At 38.2% G+C, this 26,048-nt stretch carries 20 protein-coding genes and 1 tRNA gene; 9 read left to right on the top strand and 12 right to left on the bottom strand.

Annotated elements, in window-relative coordinates:
* The first annotated feature begins 45 nt into the window (after positions 1 to 45).
* The 3 genes from OC25_RS00380 to OC25_RS00390 all read left to right on the top strand — a co-directional run bounded on the left by OC25_RS00380 (position 46) and on the right by OC25_RS00390 (position 1,156).
* Positions 46 to 471 carry a VOC family protein gene (locus tag OC25_RS00380; RefSeq protein WP_039470558.1) on the top strand — a complete coding sequence of 142 codons (426 nt, stop codon included), beginning with the start codon at positions 46 to 48 and terminating at the stop codon, positions 469 to 471.
* Between the two features lie 83 nt (positions 472 to 554).
* Positions 555 to 785 (top strand): hypothetical protein, encoded by a 231-nt coding sequence (locus tag OC25_RS00385; RefSeq protein WP_039470560.1) that lies wholly within the window; start codon positions 555 to 557, stop codon positions 783 to 785.
* A gap of 2 nt (positions 786 to 787) precedes the next feature.
* Positions 788 to 1,156 carry a type II toxin-antitoxin system VapC family toxin gene (locus tag OC25_RS00390; protein WP_039470562.1) on the top strand — a complete coding sequence of 123 codons (369 nt, stop codon included), beginning with the start codon at positions 788 to 790 and terminating at the stop codon, positions 1,154 to 1,156.
* A gap of 388 nt (positions 1,157 to 1,544) precedes the next feature.
* Here OC25_RS00390 and OC25_RS00400 read toward each other — a convergent pair whose 3' ends face one another.
* The 7 genes from OC25_RS00400 to OC25_RS00430 all read right to left on the bottom strand — a co-directional run bounded on the left by OC25_RS00400 (position 1,545) and on the right by OC25_RS00430 (position 11,332).
* Complete coding sequence (locus tag OC25_RS00400) at positions 1,545 to 3,128, bottom strand: hypothetical protein (RefSeq protein WP_039470565.1); 1,584 nt, start codon at positions 3,126 to 3,128, stop codon at positions 1,545 to 1,547.
* A gap of 296 nt (positions 3,129 to 3,424) precedes the next feature.
* Positions 3,425 to 4,705, bottom strand: a complete 1,281-nt coding sequence (locus OC25_RS00405) for a beta-barrel domain-containing protein (RefSeq protein WP_039470569.1) — start codon at positions 4,703 to 4,705, stop codon at positions 3,425 to 3,427.
* Positions 4,706 to 4,716: 11 nt separating this feature from the next.
* Entirely contained in the window at positions 4,717 to 6,903 is a 2,187-nt protein-coding gene (locus tag OC25_RS00410; RefSeq protein ID WP_082018459.1) for a peptidase domain-containing ABC transporter, read from the bottom strand.
* Between the two features lie 87 nt (positions 6,904 to 6,990).
* On the bottom strand, positions 6,991 to 8,010 hold the full coding sequence (locus OC25_RS00415; RefSeq protein WP_039470573.1) for a hypothetical protein: 1,020 nt from the start codon (positions 8,008 to 8,010) through the stop codon (positions 6,991 to 6,993).
* A gap of 25 nt (positions 8,011 to 8,035) precedes the next feature.
* On the bottom strand, positions 8,036 to 9,322 hold the full coding sequence (locus OC25_RS26620) for a thioredoxin family protein (RefSeq protein WP_052265849.1): 1,287 nt from the start codon (positions 9,320 to 9,322) through the stop codon (positions 8,036 to 8,038).
* Between the two features lie 76 nt (positions 9,323 to 9,398).
* Entirely contained in the window at positions 9,399 to 9,611 is a 213-nt protein-coding gene (locus OC25_RS00425; protein WP_039470576.1) for a hypothetical protein, read from the bottom strand.
* A 146-nt stretch (positions 9,612 to 9,757) separates the two neighbouring features.
* A complete protein-coding gene (locus tag OC25_RS00430; RefSeq protein WP_039470578.1) occupies positions 9,758 to 11,332 on the bottom strand; it encodes a cysteine peptidase family C39 domain-containing protein in 1,575 nt (524 codons plus the stop codon).
* Positions 11,333 to 11,912: 580 nt separating this feature from the next.
* On the opposite strand from OC25_RS00430, the gene OC25_RS00435 reads away from it, so the two are divergent.
* From OC25_RS00435 to OC25_RS00450, 4 genes are all read left to right on the top strand, one after another.
* Positions 11,913 to 12,095 carry a hypothetical protein gene (locus OC25_RS00435; RefSeq protein WP_039470581.1) on the top strand — a complete coding sequence of 61 codons (183 nt, stop codon included), beginning with the start codon at positions 11,913 to 11,915 and terminating at the stop codon, positions 12,093 to 12,095.
* 126 nt (positions 12,096 to 12,221) lie between these two features.
* Positions 12,222 to 13,556, top strand: a complete 1,335-nt coding sequence (locus OC25_RS00440) for a S41 family peptidase (protein WP_167335344.1) — start codon at positions 12,222 to 12,224, stop codon at positions 13,554 to 13,556.
* Positions 13,557 to 13,624: 68 nt separating this feature from the next.
* On the top strand, positions 13,625 to 14,608 hold the full coding sequence (locus OC25_RS00445) for a sensor histidine kinase (RefSeq protein WP_039470586.1): 984 nt from the start codon (positions 13,625 to 13,627) through the stop codon (positions 14,606 to 14,608).
* Positions 14,609 to 14,667: 59 nt separating this feature from the next.
* Complete coding sequence (locus OC25_RS00450; protein WP_039470589.1) at positions 14,668 to 15,393, top strand: LytR/AlgR family response regulator transcription factor; 726 nt, start codon at positions 14,668 to 14,670, stop codon at positions 15,391 to 15,393.
* Between the two features lie 138 nt (positions 15,394 to 15,531).
* On the opposite strand, the gene OC25_RS00455 is transcribed toward OC25_RS00450, so the two are convergent.
* A tRNA-Lys gene (locus OC25_RS00455) sits at positions 15,532 to 15,604 on the bottom strand.
* Positions 15,605 to 15,877: 273 nt separating this feature from the next.
* Here OC25_RS00455 and OC25_RS00460 point away from each other — a divergent pair.
* Positions 15,878 to 16,498: a Crp/Fnr family transcriptional regulator gene (locus OC25_RS00460; protein ID WP_039470591.1), complete on the top strand. Its 621-nt coding sequence runs from the start codon at positions 15,878 to 15,880 to the stop codon at positions 16,496 to 16,498.
* 15 nt (positions 16,499 to 16,513) lie between these two features.
* Here the strand turns inward: OC25_RS00460 and OC25_RS00465 are convergent, their stop codons facing one another.
* Both OC25_RS00465 and OC25_RS00470 read right to left on the bottom strand, forming a co-directional pair.
* Positions 16,514 to 18,034: a glycoside hydrolase gene (locus OC25_RS00465; protein WP_039470592.1), complete on the bottom strand. Its 1,521-nt coding sequence runs from the start codon at positions 18,032 to 18,034 to the stop codon at positions 16,514 to 16,516.
* Positions 18,035 to 18,150: 116 nt separating this feature from the next.
* Complete coding sequence (locus tag OC25_RS00470; protein ID WP_039470595.1) at positions 18,151 to 22,056, bottom strand: TIM-barrel domain-containing protein; 3,906 nt, start codon at positions 22,054 to 22,056, stop codon at positions 18,151 to 18,153.
* A 633-nt stretch (positions 22,057 to 22,689) separates the two neighbouring features.
* Between OC25_RS00470 and OC25_RS00480 the strand changes: the two genes are divergently transcribed.
* A complete protein-coding gene (locus tag OC25_RS00480; protein ID WP_039470601.1) occupies positions 22,690 to 22,896 on the top strand; it encodes a response regulator in 207 nt (68 codons plus the stop codon).
* Here OC25_RS00480 and OC25_RS00485 read toward each other — a convergent pair whose 3' ends face one another.
* Both OC25_RS00485 and OC25_RS00490 read right to left on the bottom strand, forming a co-directional pair.
* A complete protein-coding gene (locus tag OC25_RS00485; protein ID WP_039470603.1) occupies positions 22,897 to 23,685 on the bottom strand; it encodes an NIPSNAP family protein in 789 nt (262 codons plus the stop codon).
* 57 nt (positions 23,686 to 23,742) lie between these two features.
* Positions 23,743 to 26,037, bottom strand: a complete 2,295-nt coding sequence (locus tag OC25_RS00490; RefSeq protein WP_245221824.1) for a S9 family peptidase — start codon at positions 26,035 to 26,037, stop codon at positions 23,743 to 23,745.
* Between the last annotated feature and the right edge of the window lie 11 nt (positions 26,038 to 26,048).

Below are 26,048 nucleotides of genomic sequence, written 5' to 3' on the forward strand. Positions count from 1 at the left end.
CCCAGTATTTCGCTTCAATTGTTATATTTAGTAAAAAAACAAACCATGGAAGAACAACAAAACAATACCGAAAACCCATTAACCCCAAAAGTGACGGGCATTGGTGGCATATTCTTTTTTGCTGATAACCCGAAAGACACCAAAGACTGGTACGCTAAAAACCTGGGCTTCGATGTAAATGAATGGGGCTCGGTAAGTTTCGATTCGAGAAATATAAACCGGCCTGAAGAAATCAATTCGCTGCAATGGAGCCCCTTTAAAAGTGGTGATGCTTATTTTGCGCCTTCTAAGAAAGAGTTCATGATCAATTACCTGGTACAGAACATTGAAGGATTGGTAACACAGCTGAAAGCAAATGGTGTAACAGTACTCGATGAAATTGCCACTTACGATTTCGGAAAGTTTGTACACATTATGGATGCGGAAGGTAATAAAATTGAGCTTTGGGAACCGGCTGATAATAAACAATAAAGGGCTATATTCATTAAAAATACCAGCGATTTATTTCAGGAAAATATTTTGTATTTTTGTATGATCAACAAAAGTATATCAGTATGGAACTTACTTTAAAATCTAATAATCAGGATAGTATTGCAAAAATTATCGCATTAGCTAAAAAGTTAAATGTTTCGATTGAGCGAAAAGATGTTGATTCGACAAATACTGCTAAGGATGTGCTTAAAAAGCGCATCTTAAACTTCAAAGCTAAAAGTGAAACATCTTTTGGAGATGGTGCCGATTGGCAAAAAACATTGCGTGAAGATCGTGAACTACCCCGTTTATAAACATGCGATTTATTTTAGATAGTAACATCATTATCTATTCTTATTCCGATGATTTTAAATATTTAAGGGAATTCATCACAAGCGATTCTTGTATCGTTTCTGAAATTTCCAGGGTTGAGGTACTAGGCTATCATAAACTAAAAAAGGAAGAATACAATTATTTTCAAGACATTTTTGACTACGTACAAATTATTCTACCGGATCAAAAGATATTCGATATGGCGATCGACATTCGGAAAAAATATAATTTAAAGCTTGGAGACAGCCTCATAGCAGCAACAGCAATGGTTCATGATTTGGAAATTTACACCAGAAATACAGACGACTTTAAGAATATTAAGGAGCTTAAAACATTTAACCCCATCCATTAGCATTTAAAAGTACTCGCGAAGACTAATTTGGTCTTCGCAAGTACTAAAAGGTACTTCGGAAGTAGAAAAAACACACTCCGAAGTACTAAAATCTCGTTCGTAACCTCGGCGAATATACCCGGAAGTACTAAAAAGGAGTTCAGAACCTCAACGAACACGCCCGGAGTGAGAAAAAGGTCGTTCGGAACCCCGGTGAATATACTCCGAACTACAAAAAAGTAGCTCAGACCGAGAAAGAACATACTCAGCGCGACAAAGACGGCCTTCGGAACCCGGATGAATATACACTGAAGTGCTTTAAGGTATATCGGATCAATGCTAAAAGTTGTGGATGAAGAATAATATGGGTTGCTAGAAGTATTCGTGAATCTATTATTCGGCTGAAAAATTAAAAACGATCTATCGTTTCCATAAGCTTCATATTTTGCAAATATTTGTATTGTTGGCTTGTTACAAAAATGTAAACATCTTCTGTGTGTTTGCTATTAATTAACTGTTTGAGCAGGTATCCTGTATATTTCTTCCGGATAATTTCTGTAATGATATAATAAACAATGTTATCGCTAAATTCCTTCCCACCCAGTCTGCATTCTACCTCATGGTATTCGCCGTTGCATTTAAAGGAAACTTGAAAAGTTAATTCGCTTTCTAATGTAAAGCTCTCCGGAATACCATCGTTAATTTCAGTAAAATTGAGCACCCCGCGCGAAACTTCATTCAATGCCAAAAGGAAATCAAGATATGGTTTTTGCCCTGAGCTCACTGTTCGGTTAACAACCACAATCGTATTTGGAAAGATAGCCAGTAAATCTGCTATCACATCATAAGTGCTTTGATAAAGCTTAGTTAAAATATGATCATACTGCTCATTCATAATGTGCGCCAATAAACCGCACTTTTTAATGTGATAAATAGCGTATTCAATATGCCGATAAGAAAGTGGAAATCTAATGAACAAAGGAGTCGGTCTATTGATCAAAAACCTTTTTTGCATATCATAAAAGTCCAGAATATTAATATTCTCCTGGTTGAACCTGCAAATGGCATACTTTGTCCTATTATTAGGAAACAAGATTTCACTTATATAATTAGTAATTCCAGTTAATCTGTAAGTGGCGTTAAAATCGGCTAATAGCTGATTTGTTTGAAGCAAAAGATTCTCCAGCAACGCGTGGAGTTTGTTTTTGCTTTGATTGTTATTTTCGTTTTGCCAAAATGTATAAATATACCGGTGCTCTATGGCCCCGATACAGATTACAACTGCAGCTTGCTTATTGTGATAGGGAGGTTCTCCGGCAAAATCTTCATCGTAAGTGTTGATTTCAGTGATCGTAAATGCACCATAGCATAGTTGATTTAAAATTTTGACCGCTTCTTTTAAAAGAGCACGTTCTTTATCACGGAATCCCGCAATATCAATAAACCTGCTTGTATAGCAATACCCAAAAAAATCAAGATAATTGTCCAGTTTTCCAGCCTTTATGTTGCTGATAAGCTTGTTTTTCTTTTGAGAATCGAGCAAAGAATTTGTGTAAAAAGGTTTTTTCCCCTCAAGCAAAGCAACAAATGCCAATTGATTCTCAATGGTAAATGATTGATAAAAGGATATTAACTCCAGGGCTAAGTGCAGCAAAGCTAAATAACCGGTCTGATTGTCTGTATGTGGTAATGCCTTTAACTTTTGGTATACAATCTCAGGTACTAAGCCTTTCGCATATAGAATTTCAAGAAATTTTGAATGATTTTCTTTATTGTAATGATTTGCTACATCAACCGGATTTTCTCCCGATCCTACCGATATGTACAGGCTTCCAACTTCAGAATCTCCGGTTACTTTTTGCATAAAAAAGCTATATAGCATTTTTAAAATAGCTATCGAATCGGAACCGCTTTTTCCGATTTTCGTATTCAATTCAACAGCTTCCTGCTGCTCAATAATACCTGCATTGGAGAGATCGTTAATTAGTGACATTGGTTTCGTTTGAATTTTAATTTTAATCAACTTAATATTAGATGTTTAATATAGATAAATTTTTAGTTTATAAAAAAGTGCCGCCTTTGGCGGCACTTTTTTAACATGCTACTAATGTTCCTTGAGCGCAATAATTGCCTGTTGTGCAATCACTGCAGACTATTTGCACACCTGATGAACCTTGTGAATATCCTTCCGGACAACATTTATTTTTTTTCACCATGCCGTCTTAAATTCCTGCACTGCCCGCTCAAGAGAAAGTTCGAGCCCAAGACTGATTGCATTATAAAGTATAATTATTGACTGTTGAATATTTTGGTTATGTTTCTTAAAAACCGTTGTAAAAGGGAACTTTCACGGGTAATGATTTCAACATCGGCCATCATACCCTGTTTCAGTAAGATAGGATGTTCCCGGTCTTTTTGCTCAAATTGCAGGAAGTCAATTTTAGCGATGAAAACACTATCCTTCAAAGCCACATCCGTTATGTAGCTGACCTTGCCATTTACTGCCCCGTATTCTTCAAAAGGAAAACTCCTCAGTTTCACCAGTGCACGCTGGCCCACACTTACTTTACCCATATTGTATTGCGGAATCTGTACCTCGCCAAAGAAATTGGTATTGCCCGGATTGATGACAAACAACTCCTGATTTGCCTGTACGTTCTGATTTTCCTGCAGTATCCCAACATAGCTTAGTTTTCCCGTCAAGGTGGCCAGCACAATGTATTTTTGCATCCAGCCATCCGTTTCGGTTATCATGCTTCTTAAGGCTTGTAAAAACCTGGCCCGCTGCTCTTTAATGGTATTCTCTAAGGTTGCCAGTTCTTTTTGTTTGGCAGAATACGTACTATTGTTGTTAATTAAAGCTGTAGCCGTTTGTTGCAATGGGTATTTGCTGGAAAGATATTTGTTCTCCTGTTGCTTAAATTCATTATTGGAAATTACGTTTTTACTCTTCAGCTTTTTATAGCTTTCATATTCCTCTTCGGCATTGGCATATTCCTTTTCCTGAATTTGCTTTTGCCGTAAAATTTGTTGCTCCAACTTTTTTATCTCTACCAAATCCTTTTGCAGATAAGCTTTCTGAGCAAGGTAAAAACCCCCGCTTTGAGTACTGATAAATTGAAGATACTCCTGATAAAATGACTGGTAGCTTCCTTGTAATTCGCCCAGGTTAAGCCCTTTTGTATCCAGAATAGCTGTTCCCGACGAATTTACCTGCAGATTCAGGGTTTTCAGCTTTGTAGCCAATGCCATAACATCATAATGATTTGCCGTACTCTCAATAAAGACCAAAGGATCTCTTTCATGTATAAACTGATTATCCTTTACCAATAGCTTGACGAGTTTCCCCGCCTGGTGAGCCAGTACTTCTTTAGGAGCATTTAAAGAATTTACTTTCAAAGGAGCTTTAACAATATCGGGGTATTGAATAATAGCAGATAGTAAAATAATGAATAACATTATCACCATGATCAGGGTAATACCGCGCCTCAGTATCCATGATGGAACCGCTGTAATGATGTCGTGTACTTCTTCGCTGTTTTCCGGCATATTTTCATGTTGGATCGGCATAGTTGCGTAGATTAATTTCCTAATTCCAGCTGATTCTTTACCAGCTTGTAATACTCGCCCTTCTTTCTGGTCAGCGCTGTGTGGGTACCCTGTTCAATAATTTGCCCCTTATCCAACACCACAATATTATCTGCATTGCTAACTGTGCTCAGACGATGGGCTACGATAACTACGGTCCGGCCTTTGAAGAATGCTTTCAGGTGCTGCATAATGATGCTTTCGTTATTTGCATCGAGTGCATTGGTGGCCTCGTCAAAGAAAATATAAGCCGGATCTTTGTAAACAGCCCTGGCAATCAAAATCCTTTGCTTTTGGCCCTGGCTAATCCCGTTACCCTCGGCCCCGATCTTGGTGTTCAGCCCTAAGGGTAATTTCTCTATCAAATCGCTTATATTAGCTACTTTAATGGCATGTTGCAACTTTGCTATATCTGGGTATTCATCAGCCACGGCAATATTTTTGGCAATGGTATCCGAAAATATAAAGCCATCCTGCATTACCACACCGCATTGTCCGCGCCAGTACCGGTAGCTTATTTGATCAATATGGGTTGAGCCTACTTTTATCTCTCCTTTTTGTGGCAGATAAAAACGAAGCAGCAACTTTAATATAGTCGTTTTTCCACTCCCGCTCATGCCTACGATGGCCGTGGTTTTACCCTCCGGGATAAGCAGGTCTATGGTCTTTAAAACAGGTTCATTGCCTGCACCGGGATAAGTAAAACTTAAATTTTGAATGTCAATTCCTTTGTTTACCGGCAATTCTTTCAAAAAGGTTTTATCAATGGGTTCTTCGTCTTCCATTTCTCTTATCTCGTTTAAGCGCTCTAAAGAGATTTTTGCGTCCTGTAATTGTTGGATAAAACCAAGCATCTGCTCAATAGGACTGTTCAGTTGACCAATGATATATTGTACAGCCATCATAGCACCGAGCGTTAAATGGCCATCTATTACCGATTTAGCAACCAAAAATGTAATCAGAATATTCTTTCCCTCATTAATAAAAACGGCGCCTGCCTGTTGGTACTGGCTCAGCTTCAAATTTTGTATATTAAAACGGAAAAGGCCAGCCTGCAGCCTTTCCCATTCCCAACGCTTTTGCTGCCCACAATTGTTCAATTTAATTTCCTGCATGCCATTAATTAGCTGCACAACCGAACTCTGGTTTTTTGATGAAATATCAAAACGCTTAAAATCCAACGTTCGCCGTTTCTTTAAAAAAAGAACTACCCACAAGCTGTAGCAGATACTGCTTACAATAAAAATGATAAAGATGTTAATATTATAATAGGCCAGAACAAAACTGAACACAAGAAGATTGAACAGGGAGAAAACAACAGTAAGTGTAGAACCGGTGAGGAAATTTTCAATCCTTTTTTGATCGCTCATGCGTTGCATAATATCTCCGGTCATTTTCGTATCGAAGAAACTCATGGGCAATTTCATGAGTTTAATCAGGAAGTCGGTGAGGATGGAGATATTGATCCTGGTACTGATGTGCAGCAATATCCAGGAACGAATAAAATCTACGCTCATCCGTCCTAAAAAGAGCATGATTTGCGCAATAAGGATAATGTAAATGAAATTTAAGTTCCGGGTATTGATCCCAATATCAACTACGGATTGTGCGAGAAAAGGTAACATCAATTGCAACAGACTCCCAACCCCAAGGCCAACAAACAATTGAACAATAAGCTGTTTATAGCGATATAAGTACTTTAGAATATAACCTAAGTTTAAGCTAGCGTGTTTATCCTCGTTGAGCGCGAAAAAATCCGGAGTAGGCGATAAGGCGAGAGCAATTCCACAATGTGTTTTTGGTATCGACCGGCCAACCCAATGGGCTGAAAATTCTTGCTGATTATATTCGATCAAACCTTTTGCCGGGTCAGCAATAGAATAGGCATCGTTGCCAATATGATAAAGAACCACAAAATGATTTTGGTTCCAATGTAAAATTACCGGAAGTTCCAATTCAACCAGGAGCTGCAAATCAAGCTTAGAGGCTATGGTTCGAAATCCGATCTTCTCTGCAGCTTCGCTAATGCCTAAAAGAGAAACCCCTTCCCGATTAAGGCCAGATACATCCCTGATTTTTTGCAGACTAAAATTTTTGCCATAATGTCTCGCAACCATGCGCAAGCAAGTAGGGCCGCAGTCCATTTGATCAGGCTGCTGAAGAAATTTGAACTTTTTCAAATGTTATAATTCTACTAAAATGTTCCGCTTCTGTAAACAGAACGGTTTCATAAAAGATTGATCTTGGGATCGGTCAATCTGTAGCTGCTATTTTTTTCTTAATGCGTTCAGGATCTGCACGTTGGCAATCTCATTTTTGATATTCGTAATCAGTTCCGGATTGTATTTTTTTACTTTATCAGCATAATTGGCGATAAGTAGCATTAAAAAATATTCTCTGACAAATTTGTTCTCAAAATTCTTTACATAATCATAGAACGCCCTATAGTTGTCCTCATGTGCCAGGTTTCCAAATTTATCGGTAACGGTTCTTTCAAAATATTTCTTAAACAAATTTTCCATCGTAAAATTTAGGAGTGTATCGCTGGCTTTAAATTGTGCCTTGCGAAAGTCCTTTTCCAGCGAGTCGCCCAATAATTTTACTCCCGGCATATTTGATTCAGCCTTTAGCTTTTTTTCCGAGAAGATTAAACTGAAGAAGAAAGCTTCCAAATTTCTTCTTTTCAGGTAATCAATCAGCTCTTTTGAGCATGTTTTAAATCTCGGGTCATGGTCGTAAACAGCATTCAGGGTATGGTAATAGTCTTTTAGATCATGGTAAAACAGAGCTACTTTATCTTTATACTGGTTTGCAGTGATATCAGGGAATTTGATTTTTGTACTTGCTTTGGTAATGTACTTCGCAAATTCATAATTCCCTTTTTTGCTGCCTTCAGCAATTACTGTATCGATCAGCTGATCAAATGTTTTTAGGATAACTGAATAGGTTACCGTTGCATTATCACCAGGCTCAACATACACCGGTTGATAGTTTAAATAAATCATTTCCGGTTGGTCTGATCTGATACTGATGATATAATTCTTTTCATCAATTTTTTGCGCTTTGAAATTGGCAAAATTAGGCAAGTTGTATCCTCTGTTAAGTTGAAACGCTAATTGGGAATTTGACGGGGTGCCGGTTTTTTCATAATCGGGTTGGTTGAAAAAGCGACGCTTTTCTATATTCAACTTATCTGCATTCTGTAAAATGACATGAATAGTACTTAGCTGCTGACCATGCACCTGAGCAGAAAAGAAAAACAGGACAAAATAGATAATGTGTTTCATAGATTTAAGTAGAGATTATATTGTGTTACCAATCGCCAGATTCCATTTCCTTTAATGCTTTTTCATAATCTGGGTTTTTGCCTCCACTTTGTTTTATTGCTTCTTTCATCGTGGTAATAGCCAATGATTTTTTTCCTGAATTGTACAATAAGCCGCTGTAATTGTAAAGTACATTTGGTTGGGGAGGATTATGCATATCAATAGCTTGCTTAGACCAAAGAAGCGCCCTTGGCATATATTTTTTGTCTTCGCAAACCATCAATATCGTATTAGCATGACGATTTAAAAATTGAATATCTGCTTCATTGCGGTTTTTAGCTATGTAATTATCTATCTCGTTGCAATAATCTCCCCAGTTGTTAGTTGCCCTATAATGATTTAATTTTGCATCAAATAGAATGCTATTAGCAAAATCGGGGTACTTTCTTTCTATATTTTGAGTAATGCTTCTCCAATCAACATTTTTATTGGGCTCCCCCTCGTATCCGTACATCAATGGTCCATAAACCTTTTTCTTACCATTTATCCTGACAATCGGTAAAATTTCTTCATCAAAGACAATTAAAGAAATCTGCCTTTTCGAATAGCCTTTCCCAAAAAGTGAGTCTACTTTTTCGGGATGTTTTAGCAAAACTGCAAAGCCAACATCAGCACTATGGCTTGTTGTTCTGCCGATTCGAATCAGATTCTCTTTTGTAAAAAGATCTGATTGTGACAATAGATAATCATTTGTATACTTGGTTATCAGATCATAATCACGGCTACTTTGCGATGATTTAATCAAAAGAGACAGGAACGCTGTATCTCTTTTACCTTTATTGTATTCTCTTTGAAGGAATACGTTTTGTGTTTCAGGATTTAATGCTGCTTTAGCTCTTTCAATAAATATTTTTTTATCAAAATTTGTTTCTATGGAATGTACTATTTCTCCTTTTGAATTAACAAAAAGATATGTTGGAAAACTATTAATCCTAAATGTAGATTTTAAAAAATTGGCATCCTTATACCATTTTTTTATATAGGTGTTATCAGTCTTGGCCGTATCTAACTGTATCGACAGGTTTATAAAATTTGCATTAAAAAATTCACCAACTTCAGATTTTGACAGAACTTTTTCTGCCATTTCCCTACAAGGTATGCACCAGGTGGTATAAAAATCAATGAAAATCAATTTATTTTCATTTTCAGCTCTCGTAGTTGCAGCTTGCCAGCTATCTAATTTTAAAAAATTAATGCCATTTTTTGCCGGATCTTGTTGTGCATGCCCATACCAACTGTAAAAAGACAAACATATAGCAAAGATATATTTCATAATCAACTTAATATTAGATGTTTAATATAGATAAATTTTTAGTTTATAAAAAAGTGCCGCCAAAGGCGGCACTTTTTTAACATGCTACTAATGTTCCTTGAGCGCAATAATTGCCTGTTGTGCAATCACTGCAAACTATTTGCACACCTGATGAACCTTGTGAATATCCTTCCGGACAACACTTATTTTTTTTCACCATGCCGTCTTCAATCCCCCCACCATCAGTATTTTCCAATCCTCCCATTACATTTCTCATCTCAGCTCTGCTGAGTAAATTTAATTTTTTCATTTTTTTTACTTTTTAAATGAACTTTGGTTCTATTGTTTTTTCACGCAAAAACAATTTAAGCGATGGCAGTGAACGCTGACATTCGTTTTCGAACAATTGTTTGCAACCAATCATCCAGCCTTTCCGGAAAATATTTTTGGGTAATTTTAACTTAGCAAATATTTGGCATCTTCAATTTTATATGGCATGGGAATTTTGTATCCGTTGATGAATACTGTCGGTGTATAAGTAATATCTGCTACACGACACCAGTCCTTTTGCATTTGTTCTACAGTTAAGCTTTCCAATGTTTTCTCTGCTGTATATTTTTCAGTAAGAAGATTAAAATCTTTTATTTGCCCGGAATACCATTCCTCTAAAGCCATCTCAGCTAAGACTGGGTCTTTCTCGTTGATAGCAAGTATGTGACTGGCCACTTTTGCCCCAAGATCGGTTTCATCATCGACAACATGAAATAACATTTTAATCTTTATGTTTTGTTCCTCTATAGCCCATTCCCGGGCTATAGAATGGGCAAGAAGACAAGGCGAGCAAAAAGGATCACTAACAACCGTTATAACGATTTCTCCATCAGCATTGCCTAGGATAATAGGTTTGAGGTTATCTGGGACAGCATACCTGGCTTGGTTATATAAGGCCTGATTAAACAACCTGGGATTATTCTTAAAACTTTGCAATTGGAATTTTACCCCTACAGCTTCTGCTTTATAATTCAAAAGTGGTTTTAAAAAGCTCCATACGACGATTGGAACTACCAAATAAAAAAACAGATTAATAAAATCTAGCAAATGTATGGCTCTAAAATCCCCAAAAAGCGCCAAAGCAACGGCGTTTAAAAATTCACCCCATAGCAATATCTGTACGGTAGAGCACAAGACACACCATTTGTTGGTTTTATATTGATAGCTGATTGAATATATGCTATATGGCAGACACAGTAGATTTAGCCAAACAAGGAGATATGTGAGTGTAGGTTGCAAAAGTATGGCACAAAAAGTACCTGTAAAATAAAAAAAGCCAATTTCACTCCAGCTAAGCCAAGATGTAAGTTTAGCAGCATCGGATCTTAATAATTTAGAGCAGTCACTTTTTCCTACTTTACAGAAATTTTGCAGAATTGACTTTCCTAAGCTAAAACCCTGCGATAGTAGTATTATAGAAACGACAACTCCAATTAATTTTGTAAATAAAAGGCCTGGAAATGGGATGGTTATAAGACCATTCTTATAAAGAGTAAATGCGATCCATAGTATTACAAGCAAAACAGTAGGAAAAATAAGCAGATTAAGTATGTATTTGATTCTGTTATCCCAATAATTTGCCTCCCCACTACCAATATCTCCTTTAGCGTGCAGCACTACACCATCCCAAATTTTTAAAAAATTGTTCTCCGGAACATTTGCGTGGACAATATCATCCTGATAGTAGACTTGGCCATTTTTTATACTATGTACTAAAATAAACTTCCGCTTCGAATCATTTACGCTTGCAAGAAATGGGAAGATTAATTCCGTCGGATCATATTCTGATTTTTTTATTTTATATGCTTTATTGATAACCTTTAACTTTGTAAGACAATCACTGATTGAAAGTAAGCTAGGGTAATCTGGATGGCTTCTCAGCATATCACTTATTGTATTATTATTCGCTCTCACTTTAATTACTTTTAGTAAAGTGAAAACAATATAATCTGTGCCTGACCTTGATATGTTTAATTTCATAAAAACCTTTATAAAAAATACCTCTAATGATTGAAAAAATGTCGGGTTATTTTTAGATAATAATTTAAATACCTATCAAATTTGTTGTGTACACACCTTCCCGCAGAAATATTCAGTCAACCTTTACTCCCAGGTGAATTAAGAGCGGCCTCATGAATCTTTCTAAATTATAGTGTCTTTTTCTATCTAAATTCATACATAATAGCGACTATTGTATTACATAACACCTGTAATTCTTTGATCACATCATTGACTTATTTCAGTATTGCTAAGTTTGAGATTTTCAATTACAGATCAAAGACCTTAATACATCTATTACACCAAATGCTATTTTTTAAGGACAAGCCAATAGTACTTTATTGACCAACGCTTAAAAAAAGTATAGTGCAATGGCTATTACTAAGACATGCTGATGATCAACCCTTTTTGTCATTGAAGGTTATAAACAAGTAGCATCATAGAAAGATGTCCTGACAAAAAGGGTGTTCGTCCTGAAAATGGGGTGTTTGGTTAATAAATTTTGGAGTGTATTGAGATAAACTATACATTAGTTTAATTATTAATACAAAAACTAGACACTATGAAAGACAAAAGATTAGAAAAAAAAGTACAATTCACCTTTAAACGAAAACCTTTACAAAATCTAAGTAAAGAACAGATGCGGAATATTATGGGTGGAGAGGAAGATAATACCACCAAGGGTCGCCCCTCAGTTGAAGCGGAATGTACAGTAGTTAAACTCCCTACAGTGAATACTGACTAGTTGTAATTTTTTGCATTGCTTAAAGCCCCTTATAACATAATGAAATATTGCATCGTAATTTTTTTCTTGTTTTTAACAACCCAAGCCCAGTCACAAGACTGTTCTTGCTTAGCTAATTTTAGTTATATGGTTGGAAAAGTAAAAAAAAATTACGCTGGGTATTATGACAAAGTTACTGTTGCAAATCAACAAAAATTTGATCTTTTTACCGATAGTTTATTAGAGGTTGCCCAAAAATCAGATAAGTACCAATGTTCATCTATACTACGGGAGTGGCTGGCTTTTTTTAAGGACAAGCACATGACAGCAGGTATAGATGCAACGGGGTTTTCGGACGATGCAATCAGACAGTTTTATACTAAGGATGTAAAGGCTTCCTTTACTGAAACTCAATTCTATCAATACCTCGAAAATAATAATGAGAAAAAAGATGATATAGAAGGAGTATGGTTTAACGATACAGGAACATATAAGATTGGCATTATCCGAGTTCCAAATCAAAACTTACTTTCATTTCTGGCATTTGTTATTAAAGCCGATAGTATATATTGGACGCCTGGACAAATTAAATTTGAAATTGTAAAAGAAGGGCAGAAATACCAAACGAAGTACTTCAGATCAAAAGATCATTCTTATATGTCTCCCATAATAAAAAAAGAAGGTGATACTTTAAGTTTTGATACTTACGGTAAGTGGTACAAAAATAAAGAAATTAAATCCAGCCAAACCATAACTAAAAAAAAAGCCAACCTCTCACCAAAATTTACAAAGCTAGGTAATGGAATATCGATGTTTTCATTACCGTCGTTTGCTTCTTTGGAATATGTAAAGGTGATAGATTCATTGATAAAGCAAAATGAAGCTATATTAAAAAGCACTAAACATCTTATCATTGATTTGCGAGATAACTCCGGTGGATCTGTTTTAGTGTATGAAAAACTGTTACCTTATCTCTACACGAACCCTATACTGACGGAAGGGGGAACGGTATTGGCATCCAGCGATAATATAGAAAATGGCTATTCGAACCTGCATCCAGAATTATCTGATAGCTTGCAACGATATTTTAAGGAGCGTCTATCAAAACTTAAAGCGCATGAAGGTGAGTTTTATAAACTTTATCCAATTGATACAATTAAATTACCGGTAGTTCAAAAGTACCCCGAACGCGTTTCATTTTTGGTCAATCGGAATACCGGGAGCGCAGCAGAGCTCTTTTTATTAGAGGCTAAACAGAGTAAAAAAGTTAAGATCTACGGTGAAAATAGTGCCGGCGCTGTAGATTATACAGAGTTTATAAAAGTCAAAATGCCATGCGATTTTTTTGTTCTCTATTACCCGGCATGCAAATCATTAAGACTGCCTGAATATCCATTGGACAACATAGGGATTCAACCGGATATAAAAATATCCGGTAACATTACTGATTGGATAGATTATGTACAAACGCATACACCCTAATAAATATGTGGCACACCTTGAGAATTAATCGAGTATTTTTTTTTCATATCCTGTTCTGGCTTACATACATGGCACTGGGTGGATTAATGGATTTTGGACGAAACCCTAAACATTTTTCGGTTAATGTGTTAGACATGTTTTTTACCCAATTACCCAATATGGTAGTGTTTTATTCCTGTATTGCTATTTATAATAAATTTATCCACCCCTTAAGACCCTTATTATTAACAGGTTCTCTTTTATGCATATATGGTTTGTCTTTATTCATGTGGTTTTTAAATACTCATATTGTATCAGCAATGATTCAAGCAAATAAAGCAACAACATCCCATTCTCCTTACTATTCGATGAGATTTTGTATTGAGGTTTTATGGCTATTTATTATTTACGCTTTTTTTGCATTTGGATACTATTACTTCAATAAAAGTATTCAGCACCAAAAACAAATACGCATGATCGAATCGGAGAAACATCATGCCGAATACGCTTTTCTTCGTGCGCAAATTAACCCTCACTTTTTAAACAATACGCTCAATTTTTTTTATGCCAGATCTTTACCATTATCGGGAGAATTGGCAGACGGAATTATGACACTGAGTGAGATTATGCATTATTCGCTCAAAGTAGATCATGACGATGCAAGAAGACCAATAGCAGAGGAAATTACGCACATCCAAAATGTAATCAACATCAATCAGCTCCGCTTTGACCACCAGTTACAAATCCATTTTTTAGTGAGTGGTTTAACAGAAAATATACGCATTATTCCGCTGGTGTTAATTACTGTGGTAGAAAACATTTTGAAGCACGGAAATTGTACTGATACCTTACACCCTGTAACTATTACTTTGAACATTGATCATAAGGAGGGCCGTGTTCATTTAAAAACATACAACAGAAAGAAGAGCGGCCCTAAAGAATTATCAAGCGGTATTGGTATACAAAATATTGCTAAACGGTTAAACCATTTTTATGGAAAAAACCATCGACTTTCAATTAATGAAACAGAAATTGATTATTCACTAGAATTAACATTAAATGACTTAAATTAAAAAACAACAACATTCATCCCACCTTTAATTCAGCAAGTAAAATTTAACAAAAAGAGACCATGATAACCTGTATTATTGTTGACGATGAAACGCATGCCATTGACGTTCTGAAACATTATATCAAATCAGTTAACCAATTAAACCTGGTTGCTAGTTTTACAAACCCTACCGAGGCCATTGCTTTTTTGAGCAGGCAGCGGGTAGATCTCATTTTCCTCGATGTACATATGCCTGAAATATCAGGAATAGATTTTATTCAAGCCTTCCAGTACGAACGCTATCATTTTATATTAACCACCGCCTATCCGCAATACGCTTCCAACGGCTTTGACCTTGATATTGTCGACTTTTTAGTGAAGCCGATTCCTTTAAACCGATTCTTACAGGCATTTAATAAGTTACAAAGGGTAATTGGGCAGCAAAAAAGCAATCAAAACAGCAATGATATTGAAATGGAATATTTCATGGTTAAAGCCCAGGCTAAAGGAAAGCTGGTTAAAATAAACCTTTGCGATATCGATTACATTGAAGGCATGAAAAATTATGTAGCCTTTCATCATCAGGGTACACGGACAATAGCCTTAATTACGATGAAAGAAATAGAGCAGAAATTACCCGAAAAGTACTTTATCCGGGTTCAGAAATCTTTTATAATAGCTCTGAGTAAGGTGATAGCATTGGATGGTAACCGTGTTGTACTTAAAGATGTGGGCTCAGAAATTTTGATTGGCGAAACTTACAGACAGCATTTTTTAGACACTATAAAGAAAAAACAAATTATATGATGTAAATGGAAACTAAAATGGCGCACTATTTTAGTTGAATGGATTTAAACACCTTTTACTGTTTATTTCGGAAAAAGACGTTGGATACCGGCTTTAAACGAAAAAAGCGCACCAGAGTGCGCTTTGAATATTAAGATGTGATCCCGCTGGGATTCGAACCCAGGACCACTACATTAAAAGTGTAATGCTCTACCAGCTGAGCTACGGAATCATTTATCCCCCTTGCGGGGCTGCAAAGATAGAAATTAAATGTATTGTTCCAAAACAGAATTGAAATAATTTGCAATTATTTTTCTTAAACCGACAGCACAACCTGGTAAAACAATCATAGTCATCTGGTTAACTAATTTATTTTTTTTGAATTAATATTTAAACAGAGTTCGTTAATTAAAAATATTACGTCCTTTTACTCTTCCTCAAACTTTTATGATTAATTTCTGGTTGTAAAACTTAAGCATAAAGCAATTATGACTATCTTCCGAAAATGAATATCGAAAACAAATATGGAGAGGCGAAGTGGGCTGCTCTTGGCGGTTTCTCGCCACTCATTACCGTTTTTAAATCCTATCACCAGCTTAATCCCGAAATTGAAAGGATTATTAATGAGTACACTTTTCCGGTAGAGTTTGCCAAAAACAAGCACATTGCCTCTCCACTGAAAGCAAACAAATACATCTACCTCATTTTAGAAGGTGCCGTACATGGTTATCTAAAAATGGGAAATAAGAAAGTAACCACCTGGATTGCTGCAGAAAATGAGCTGGCGGGTACCATCAGAAATTTATGGGAGAACGAAGTTTCTGATGAATATATTGAGACTATAGATAAAGTATTTGCCATTGCTATTCCGCACGAAATGTCGAAGCTTTTGTACGAAAACTTCCCGATAGCGAATTATGTTGGGCGCAAAATGACTGAAATATATTTTCAGAGTGCCACAGAAAGGGCCTACCTCTGTCGCCTGCCCTCTGCACAAAAACGTTACCAACGCTTTTTGCTCACCTACCCGCACCTGATTAACCGTGTACCACTTAAATATATCGCTTCATTTATCGGTATGCGCCTCGAAACGCTGAGCAGGATCAGAACGCAACAGCATAAATAATCTTTCAAGTTTTAATTATTTACTCAATATCGTGGTAACCGATTCGGCGGGCAGCAAAATTTGCTTCGTATTGTTGTATTGTTTAAAAGGCGACAAATTATGAGTTGTATCTGTAACATAAGTCATTGCTTTATTGTGCCCCTTCCCTTTTATTGCGATGTCGAGCATGATATCTGCTTTGGTTGAGTTAACCGCTACCGTTACAAGTTTCTGATTTTGCCTGTATGAGGAAACATAGACTTCTGGATGATCTGCCGAAAGGGTATTTACCTGCACACGCTGGCTACCGGGTTTAATAAAACGGCTGTAATTGCCCAGTGCCCAAAGCATTTTACTGTCATGCACATTGCCATCGGTTTTATTTTTATCGATATACACCAGTCCGTCTTTATAATCGCCCGATGATATTGCAAGCCACCATTGCCATGATGCAGCGTTTGAGATCACCAGATCGTGGTGAATTAAGCGTGCAATAAATAAAGCGGTGACCATGCCCAGATCGCGCTTTTCGCCTTTAAGTACAGCATCGCCCAGCACGCAGTACTCAGACATCCAATACCTTAAACCAGGCACCGCAGCAACCGCTTCTGCCGTTTTTTTACGCGTATTGATAAATTTAGTTACCGGACTGGTGGTAAAATAACTGTGTGCCGATATGGATTGATCGATATTCGACAAATTGCCTACATAGTTTGGAGAAGCAGCATTGAAAAACTGATACACCTGATTTCCTTTTAACGTATCGCCATTCTGGTACAGGTAATCGAGCTGACCGGCCTCGCCTACCTGTATTTTGGTGGTAATTTTGTTTTGTTCAAATGCCTGGTTAATTCCTTTATATAGTTTGGCCAGTTCGGCGTTATTGTAAGGGCATCCTTCCTGGTTATGTTCATTCCATTTCCACTGGGGTTCGTTTGCCGGACTCAGGTAATTGAGCGTAATACCTGCTGATTGCTGTAAACCTTTAACAGTGGTCACCATATCAGCAGCAAATGCAGGTAATTTATCAAAATCGAGGTTACATTTTCCCTCAGTAGAATAAGCCTTGCCATTTTTGGTAAACAAAACATTTGGGCTGTTTACGAAACCAATAAACTGGTTTACCCCACGTGCCTTAGCGGCTTTCAGGAACCAGGTTTGCCCGGGCATGGCATTCCAATCGTAAGTACCATTGGCTTGCAAAAAAGCATACTGTCGACGCCATTCATCACCTATATCGCTGAGTTTACCCTGTGCTGCGCTTCCTCCGCCAATACTAAAACGCCAGAAGTTTAATCCTATTCCCAGCGGCTGGTCGTGATCATCACTAGCAGTACTAAATAACAAATCGGCCATCTTATTCTTTTTTGTATCGGGCCAAAGCCCTGCAAACTGGCACGACCAGGCGTCGGATGCGCCAAAGCCTTCCATAGTTTGAAAGGTGGTAGCCGGATCGATCTCTATTTTTACAGTTTTTTGTTGTGAAAAAGCAGTGGTACAACCGAGCAACACCATAATATGAATGAACAAGAGCTTCAGGACGGCAGTTTTTTTCATTGAGTTTTGAGGATGATTTGCGCCTACAACTTACTAAATTAATATCAACCATTTAGCCTAAAAAAACAAAAGCTCCGTGAATGACCACGGAGCTTTGAGACAGCATTTAGCTATGCTTAAAATTTAATACTATTCAATTGTTTGTCTACCAATAGACCTTCGGTTAGTTTAAGATTAAACTGTACTTTGCGTTTGGCCCTTAATTTTAGGGTAAACAAATCGCTGGTACCGTTTAAAGCTTCTTTATTACCTAAATTAACAAATGTTGGATAAAGTACTTTATCACCATTGGTATGTAAACGATCGTAGGTCAGGTTATCCATTTGTTTTACATTTAAGCCTTCCACACCTACAAAATCGTAATCCTGGGCCAGGTAAGGTAAAGCAAAACTTAAGGCATTTACCGATTTAAGGTCTACCCCTTTCACTTTAATTTCGACAATATCGCCTTTATTGTAAGCCTGTTTAGCAGTGCTGATTTGCAGCTTACCGGTCAGTTTCTCTATTTTGGCATTATTTACACCACCTTCAAGCTGCGTGGCTACTACCGAAATATCGTATGCATCAATCAGGTTATTTTTGTTGATATCGCCATTGCTGATGTAACCTTCAAAATCGGCATCACCTTTTTTCAATCCGGTATAATTGATGTAAGAAGTCAAATCGTTTTTATCAATTAAACGGTCGTTGTTGATATCGCCTGGCAAGTAACTTTCCGTACCCGGAACCTTAAATACATACAACTCACGACCTGACCCAAAACCACCAACGCCATCGGCAACTGAAATTTTAATGTAACGGGCACTTGGGTGGCCATTAAAGTTAAATATCTTAACATCGCCATTGTTAGCCCAATCAAAAGTGCCTGCGGTTGTCCAGCTTTCTTTGTTGTTGCTGTAAAATATAGTTCCTTTAAGTAAGTTACCATTTCCTCTTCCATTACGTGGCAGGTAGTGGAATTTACCAAGCTGATTAATGGTTTTCAGGTCGATAATCATATCAAATGGCACTGCTTTAGCTCCCCATTTGGTGTGCCACATATTGCCTTCATCAAAATCAAATAAATCGGCAATACCAGATCCACCCTGGTTTTCGGCCGTAGTTTCGGCAGTTATACCCTGAATGGCAAATTCGAGCGGATTAGATTTGGTAGTAGCTTTAATATCTGTCCAGTCTGAAACACCATCTTTGTTTACCGCACGCAGTTTAAAAGCATAAGCTGTTTCGGCCAATAAACCGTCAAAAAGCAAAGTAGTATCTTTAATGGTGGTGTAATGCATCCCGTTGAAATCAATTTCGTAATAATCGGCATGATCTACCTTGCCCCAGCTAGGTTTAAGTGTATAGGCTTCGGTATTTTTATCGGTAATGCGTGCATTTAGCGGAGCACTTAATTTACCTGTGGAGATGCGTTGCTTATCGGCAGGCTCAAATTTAAATCCTTCTACCGTAACTGTTACCGGGTTTACGGTAATATCTGTCGATGCAAGTTTAACCAGCAACTGCGGATTTTTAATCATGGCCACTTTTTCAAACTCGCTGCCTTTGGTGGCAAACTGATTTAAATTTGGGCTCGCATTGTAGAAATATACATTCTCCTGCTTCAAAAATTCGTCCATCGAGCTCACTTCCGCCAGTTTGGTTTTGCTATTTCCGATTTTTGCTGTCAAACGTTTTGGTTTTTCAGTAACGTTAATAACCAATTCGGTAGATTTTTCTTTCACAAAACCTTCAAATTCACCTTTTGCAGGCTGAATACTAATGGTTGCATTATTTTTCTGATCAACTTCCGATTCGATTACATTCGAAACACCTTTACCCAGTTTATAGGCCTCTGTTGCACCATCATCATCGTACTCGGTAAACGTATTTTTACCTGCCGGATAAAGCTCGTACATGCGCCTGGCTTTATTAATTTCAGAAACATTGTTATTGGCATTTGCCATCGGAATAATTGCACCTGCCTTAACAAAAACAGGCAGTTTCCAGATGGGTGCATCGAAACTGTTAACAATGCTGTTTCCAGTATATTTATCACCGGTAAAATAATCGTACCAGGTACCTTCAGGCAAATAAATCCCATTGCGAATATCGTTTCCTTTCTCGTCGGCTTTGGTTTCCTGATAAATTGGGGCTACCAAAAAGCTCGGGCCGTATAAAAACTGATACTGAGTTGCACTGCCTAAAGTGTAGGTGTTAGGTGAATTTAAAAACATAGCCCTGATGATCGGCAGGCCCGTTAAAGCTTCTTTCGCTACACTGTAAGTATATGGAATTAGCTGCGATTTTAATTTGAGGTAATTGCGGTTGATAGAGGTTACAGGCTCGCCCAGTGCATGCGGATATTTCTCGTTGGCACCCCATCCATCCATATTCAATTGCATTGGGGTAAATGTTTTCCATTGAAAATCGCGTGTATTGATGGTTGGGTTTTTACCGCCAAAAATACCATCCATATCAGAAGAAATGTTTGGCTGACCAGATAAACCAGAACCGATATAAGTTGGAATGTGGAAACGAATGTATTCCCATACGCCTCCGGTTTGATCGCCCGACCAGATTCCGGCATAACGTTGAGTACCTGCCCAGCCATCTAAAGAGATAATGAAAGGCCTGCTATTATTGCCATAATAAGGCATAATCTGCGCTACATCGGCCACACCATTAAGTCCGAATGAGTAACCGGCACCTACCCAGGCTACGTCGGTTTTTAACACCCTAACCCCTGCATCGCGTGCTTCTTTAATGATATCGCGCTGTAAAAGCGCGCTTATTTCTGGCTTGGGATGCAAATCGGATTGAGTCCACAGGCCAATTTCCACACCGTTTTTACGGGCATAATCACCAAAGCTTTTCAGGTTCTGAATATTACCGTCTAAAGTTTCGGTTTGGCCATAACCTGCACCGTAACCATCGTTTGGCAGCACCCAGCCCAAAGGCATATCGTTCTTTTTATAACGATCAATTACTGCACGGGCCGAAAACTGGTAATTGTTTTTTTCGCCGTTAAGCGATTCTTTTATCCCACCGTCGTTTTTCTGACTCTCTTTATAGCGCTTACCATCTTCGAACAGGGTACCTTTTTCGTCTTCTTTCCAGAAATCTCGGTTGTAGGCATTTAAGTGCCCCTGATAAAAGCCAAATTTGGGTAATAACACCGGATTACCGGTTAGCTGGTAAAAATCGTTTAATAAAGGTACTGCACCATCGCCAACCATAAAAAAGGCATCCAAATAATCGGTTTCGTGGGCCAGTTTTACCGTACCTTTTGCTTTAGCACCAAAATCGTATCGGCCTTTTGCAAAAGTATGCCAAAGCACCGCGTAACCATTGGTCGACCAATAATAAGGTGTTGGCGAAGCTACGCCACCATCTGTCCAGCTGTTTTGGTTTTCGATAGCGATGCTTTTCCCTTTGTGCGAAAAACGGCCGTTTTGAACACCACCTCCATAGAAATATTCTGCTGTATTTTCTTTTAGCGTAAGGGTTACTTTACCTTTTTCGAACTGAACCGGTGCTGTTTCTTCCATCACCACCGCTTTTGTAGCCAGGTTAATGATTTTAATCAGCGAAGTATTTTTATCAACCTGAACACTAATCTTATCGGTTGTAATATTAATCTGATTATTTTCGTCGGTAACGTTTAATTTGCTCACCGGCCTGCGTGGATTTTCGACCAGAATTTTTGCTTCGGGCTTAGCCTGAGGATCTCTGATGAAACCACCATTGTGGTCTTTGAAAAGCCTGAATATATTTTCGCCATAAAAATCGAATGTTAATGTTTGTCCATCCGATAATGACAATTCGATTGTAGTTGGGTTGATTTTTTTGGCGGCAATTACTTTTATTGCATCTGTTTTGAATTGTTTTGAAATGCCTGTTGTTTTAATGCCAATGGCTAAAGCAGGCGGAGCAAATATAGGTGCAACAGCCAAAAGAACGGCAGATGCAAGGACAGCGCTTTTGTGCCGGTTCCGGGTAATATTCTTTTTATTTTTCTTGTAAAAGGAATTGGGGATCATTAAGAGTTTGATTTGGTTAAAACTTATGTGTTAAGCCGCTTTAACAAAATGACGTTTGTAAAACCGCTATGGCATAAAGTTACTAATCCCTGCAACAGAAGCCTTGTTGTTAAGGCCACAAAAACCGCGCAATCGTTTGATCAAACAGCTTTTTTACAGAAAATGCATGTATAAAACAGTCAGCATATCAAAATCTTATCATGCAGCAGGTTTGCATAACCTGTTCTTAAAATTTAAACCATCTGCAGACAGGCCGGTTGGCACAGCAAACTGTAGAATTTTTTCTACAATTATCACCCAAAACGAGGAATTTATTCCACACTTTTTTTCTCATTCATTCAATTTTCCCTTCAACCATGCTTTAATTGCTCAATTACAATACCTGAGGGTTAAAATTTTAAGTGGCAGGTAATTTGTAATTGTTAACAAAAAAACTCCGTCATGAACCCATTCAAACCACAAACACACAGCTGCGTAATTGTCGACGATAATCCGCTGAGCATAAAAATCCTGGAATAATATGTAGCTAAAAACCCAAAACTAAAGTTAAAAGGTAGCTTTACCGATCCGGTTGCTGCGCTGGCTGCTTTTTGGGGTTACGGAACAATAGATTTTCTTTTGCTTGATATACAAATGGAAGTATCCGGAATTGATATGGCCCGTATGCTCAGAAACAGAGTAAAATACATCCTCTTTGTTACCGCACACAGCAGTTACGCCATAAACGCGATAACAGACGGAGACAGCCTATTGCTTAAACCAATTGGCTACCCTACTTTTTCGGCTACCATTGAACACCTGATTGGTCGTACGCAACTGCAAAGAAGATGGCTTTCCTAATTAAATATCAGAGTAATCTGTTGGATAAATAAACCTGGTGTCGTTTTTAGATACGTTGTGCTGGTATTGCGGCATGGCAGAAAGTTTCTTCCAGTAATCGTCGGCAGAAAAAGCCTTCCAGTGCGCTTCGCGGTCGGCGCGATCTTCGAAAGTGGTTAAATACATGAGATTGGGCATCCGGCTACCCGCAATTACCGAACCGTAAAAAACGGCATTAAAATTTAAGCGTTTAAACAGGCCAATTTCATCCCCTTTGTTAAACATTTCTACTTTGTTCTGGAAATATTGTTCGCTTGGCGATTCGTAACTTCTTAATTCGTAAACCCGTTTGGCCATAGGCGACTTTAGCTTCGGCAATACAAAATGAGGCGCATCATCAAATGCTTTTAACAAAATAGATTCTAAGCGCTCATAAGCCGTATTGTTATACAAAGCCGTTAAATAGTCCTTACCATCTGCAGTGTATTGCGCATCTTTAGCCAGCTTCTGATCGAGTGCTAAAACCCCGTTGAAAGATTTAAAAGGGATAAAAACATAGATCAGTTTTTCTGTAGCAGCAGTTGTTTCGTTAACAATAGGTTTAAACACACCAACTTTTGTTATCCCACAGCGGTGCAATGCCGGCAAATAAGCTTTTTGTAAATAAGCATCAACAGTTTTCTCCTGCTCCTCGGTTTTTAAATGATATATTTTAAGCTGGTAAAATTCAGATTGTGCAGCATTAACCTGCAACACACTGCATACAAAAACCAATAATACTAAAAACGGGAAGCTGATTCTTTTTAACATTTTTTTATGCCTGATCAATTAATGTAAGCGTAAATCTAGGCAAAAAGAAACCTGCTTTTATTTCGTAACAAGAATATTGGGGTTTGGTGGTTCGGCGTTGAGCAAATGTTTCACAAAAAAATCACGCTTACGCCTGCGGCCATAAGTTCCGCCATCACTGTGCCCCATCCCCGGAATGCTCAAAATATCGAAATCCTTGTTTGCTTTTATTAAAGCATCGGCCAAACGATAGGTTGACTCTGGTGGTACATTTTCGTCGGCTTCGCCTACAATTAAGAATAAATTGCCTTGTAGCTTAGCGGCATTGGTGATGTTCGATTGTTCGCCATAATGTGGTCCAACCGGGTAACCCATCCACTGTTCGTTCCACCATTGTTTATCTATCCGGTTATCATGACAGCCACAAGCCGAAACGGCAGCTTTATAAAATTCGGGGTGAAACAATAAGGCTCCGGTCGAATTCTGCCCGCCTGCAGAGGTGCCGTAAACTCCCACGCGACTAATATCGGCATTGGGATATTTAAGCGCCATGGCTTTCATCCATAAAATCCTGTCGGGCAGACCTGCATCAGCCAGGTTTTTCCAGCAAACATCATGAAAGGCTTTAGAGCGGTTAGCTGTGCCCATCCCATCTATCTGCACTACGATAAAGCCCAGTTCGGCCATGCTCTGCATTTCGCTGGCGGGAAGGAAATTTTTAGGCACAAAACTATCTTGCGGACCGGCATAAATATTTTCGATGATGGGATAAGTTTTATTGGGATCCATTTTAGAAGGCAAACATACCACCCCCCAGATATCAGTTACGCCATCGCGTGCCTTGGCTACAAAAACTTCGGGCAGCTTAACGCCTGTAGCCAGATAAGTATCTGCTGTACCATGCTCTAACTCCGTTACCTTGCGGGTACTGGCTGTTAACCTTAACTCGCTAACCGGCGGTACATTTACCTGGCTATAAGTATCGATATAATATTTACGATCGGGTGAAAAGCTGAGGCTGTGGTTACCTTTTTCTGGTGTAAGATTTACCAATCCCTTGCCATCAAAACCAATGCGGTAATAGTGAATAAAGTAAGGGTCTTCGTCCTTGTTCATGCCACTGGCCCGAAACCAAACCTGGCGTTTAGCTACATCTACGCTGTCAATATCGCGTACTACCCAGTTGCCGCTGGTTATTTTAGCTTGTTTTCCGGTTAAAGTATTTACCAGGTAAAGGTGTTGCCAGCCATCCTGCTCACTCGTCCACAACATTTCGTTGGTTTTGGGCAGGTAGCGGGTATAAATCCGGCTTTCGTAAATAAAGGTATTTGTTTTTTCGTCGATGATGTTTCTGGTTTTACCCGTTTGCACATCTACTTCAATTACCCTGAAACGCTGGTGTCCACGGTCAACTTTTTCGTAGGTATAATAGCGGCTATCGTTATTGCGCCAGTGCAGTTCGGGTGGCCCGAAGAAATCGATTGGATCAGCATCTACTTTTACGGCAGTTTTAGCAGCGATGTTAAAAATATAGGACTGGTACGAGGTAAAATCATCGCCAGGCTGGGCATATTCTCTTGATTTTAATTCGCCACGGGTGGTGCCAGGTACTGAACTAAGTACATAATGTACCTTTTTAATTTCTTTGGGATCAGTTTTATAGGCGATGATATTTTTCCCGTCAGGAGCCCATACATAATCGCCATAAGGCTTTGCTTCTGTTCCATCGGTACTGAGCTGTATTTCGGAATTGGTAGCTTTATCGGTTACGAAGAGATTTCCGCCGCGTATAGTTGCTTCATATTTACCATCGGGCGATTTGCGTACAAAGCGATTCCGTTGCCAGCGCGATCTTTTTTGCTGCAAAGGTCGTTTGGCATTATACTGGTAAATATTGGTATCGGTTAAATCAGTGATACTGTAATTACTTAAATTAACCCCGTACCACTTACCCTGAAGCTTAATTTTAGCGGTATTGCCATCGGCAAAATACAGCTCACCAAACTGCAATTTTGCTGCATTTTGCTTTTTTCCGGTAGTTTCTTCGAGACTTTTAGCCAGCTTCTCCGAATCGAAAGCCAGTTTACGTTTTCCTGATGCCGTTTCTACATAATAATATTCCCAGGTTCTGTTTGGCAGGTTTTTACGGTACCAGAAAGCAGTTCCATCTTTTTTCCAAAACGGTGTAATATCGTTGTTAGTGGGGATATTACGCAGGGCCGTATCGAGTTTATTGGATAGCTGATAGCTGTTGGCAACCTCGGCGGCGCTTGGCGCATAAGGCTGTAAAGGCGCTTGTTGTGCCTGCGACTGTAAAAAAGCAACACTAAACAGGGCCAAAACCAGTGGTTTTCTGACCATAGAATACATCATGACTTGGGATT

The sequence above is a fragment of the Pedobacter kyungheensis genome (assembly GCF_000812965.1).
Taxonomy (GTDB): Bacteria; Bacteroidota; Bacteroidia; order Sphingobacteriales; family Sphingobacteriaceae; genus Pedobacter; species Pedobacter kyungheensis.

Coding starts and splice junctions, on each gene's coding strand:
- OC25_RS00490 (WP_245221824.1), bottom strand. CDS start 26,037: ATGATGTATTCTATGGTCAGAAAACCACTGGTTTTGGCCCTGTTTAGT.
- OC25_RS00400 (WP_039470565.1), bottom strand. CDS start 3,128: ATGTCACTAATTAACGATCTCTCCAATGCAGGTATTATTGAGCAGCAG.
- OC25_RS00385 (WP_039470560.1), top strand. CDS start 555: ATGGAACTTACTTTAAAATCTAATAATCAGGATAGTATTGCAAAAATT.
- OC25_RS00380 (WP_039470558.1), top strand. CDS start 46: ATGGAAGAACAACAAAACAATACCGAAAACCCATTAACCCCAAAAGTG.
- OC25_RS00485 (WP_039470603.1), bottom strand. CDS start 23,685: ATGTTAAAAAGAATCAGCTTCCCGTTTTTAGTATTATTGGTTTTTGTA.
- OC25_RS00405 (WP_039470569.1), bottom strand. CDS start 4,705: ATGCCGATCCAACATGAAAATATGCCGGAAAACAGCGAAGAAGTACAC.
- OC25_RS00390 (WP_039470562.1), top strand. CDS start 788: ATGCGATTTATTTTAGATAGTAACATCATTATCTATTCTTATTCCGAT.
- OC25_RS26620 (WP_052265849.1), bottom strand. CDS start 9,322: ATGAAATATATCTTTGCTATATGTTTGTCTTTTTACAGTTGGTATGGG.
- OC25_RS00445 (WP_039470586.1), top strand. CDS start 13,625: ATGGCACTGGGTGGATTAATGGATTTTGGACGAAACCCTAAACATTTT.
- OC25_RS00450 (WP_039470589.1), top strand. CDS start 14,668: ATGATAACCTGTATTATTGTTGACGATGAAACGCATGCCATTGACGTT.
- OC25_RS00465 (WP_039470592.1), bottom strand. CDS start 18,034: ATGAAAAAAACTGCCGTCCTGAAGCTCTTGTTCATTCATATTATGGTG.
- OC25_RS00435 (WP_039470581.1), top strand. CDS start 11,913: ATGAAAGACAAAAGATTAGAAAAAAAAGTACAATTCACCTTTAAACGA.
- OC25_RS00430 (WP_039470578.1), bottom strand. CDS start 11,332: ATGAAATTAAACATATCAAGGTCAGGCACAGATTATATTGTTTTCACT.
- OC25_RS00425 (WP_039470576.1), bottom strand. CDS start 9,611: ATGAAAAAATTAAATTTACTCAGCAGAGCTGAGATGAGAAATGTAATG.
- OC25_RS00480 (WP_039470601.1), top strand. CDS start 22,690: ATGGAAGTATCCGGAATTGATATGGCCCGTATGCTCAGAAACAGAGTA.
- OC25_RS00460 (WP_039470591.1), top strand. CDS start 15,878: ATGAATATCGAAAACAAATATGGAGAGGCGAAGTGGGCTGCTCTTGGC.
- OC25_RS00470 (WP_039470595.1), bottom strand. CDS start 22,056: ATGATCCCCAATTCCTTTTACAAGAAAAATAAAAAGAATATTACCCGG.
- OC25_RS00440 (WP_167335344.1), top strand. CDS start 12,222: ATGGTTGGAAAAGTAAAAAAAAATTACGCTGGGTATTATGACAAAGTT.
- OC25_RS00415 (WP_039470573.1), bottom strand. CDS start 8,010: ATGAAACACATTATCTATTTTGTCCTGTTTTTCTTTTCTGCTCAGGTG.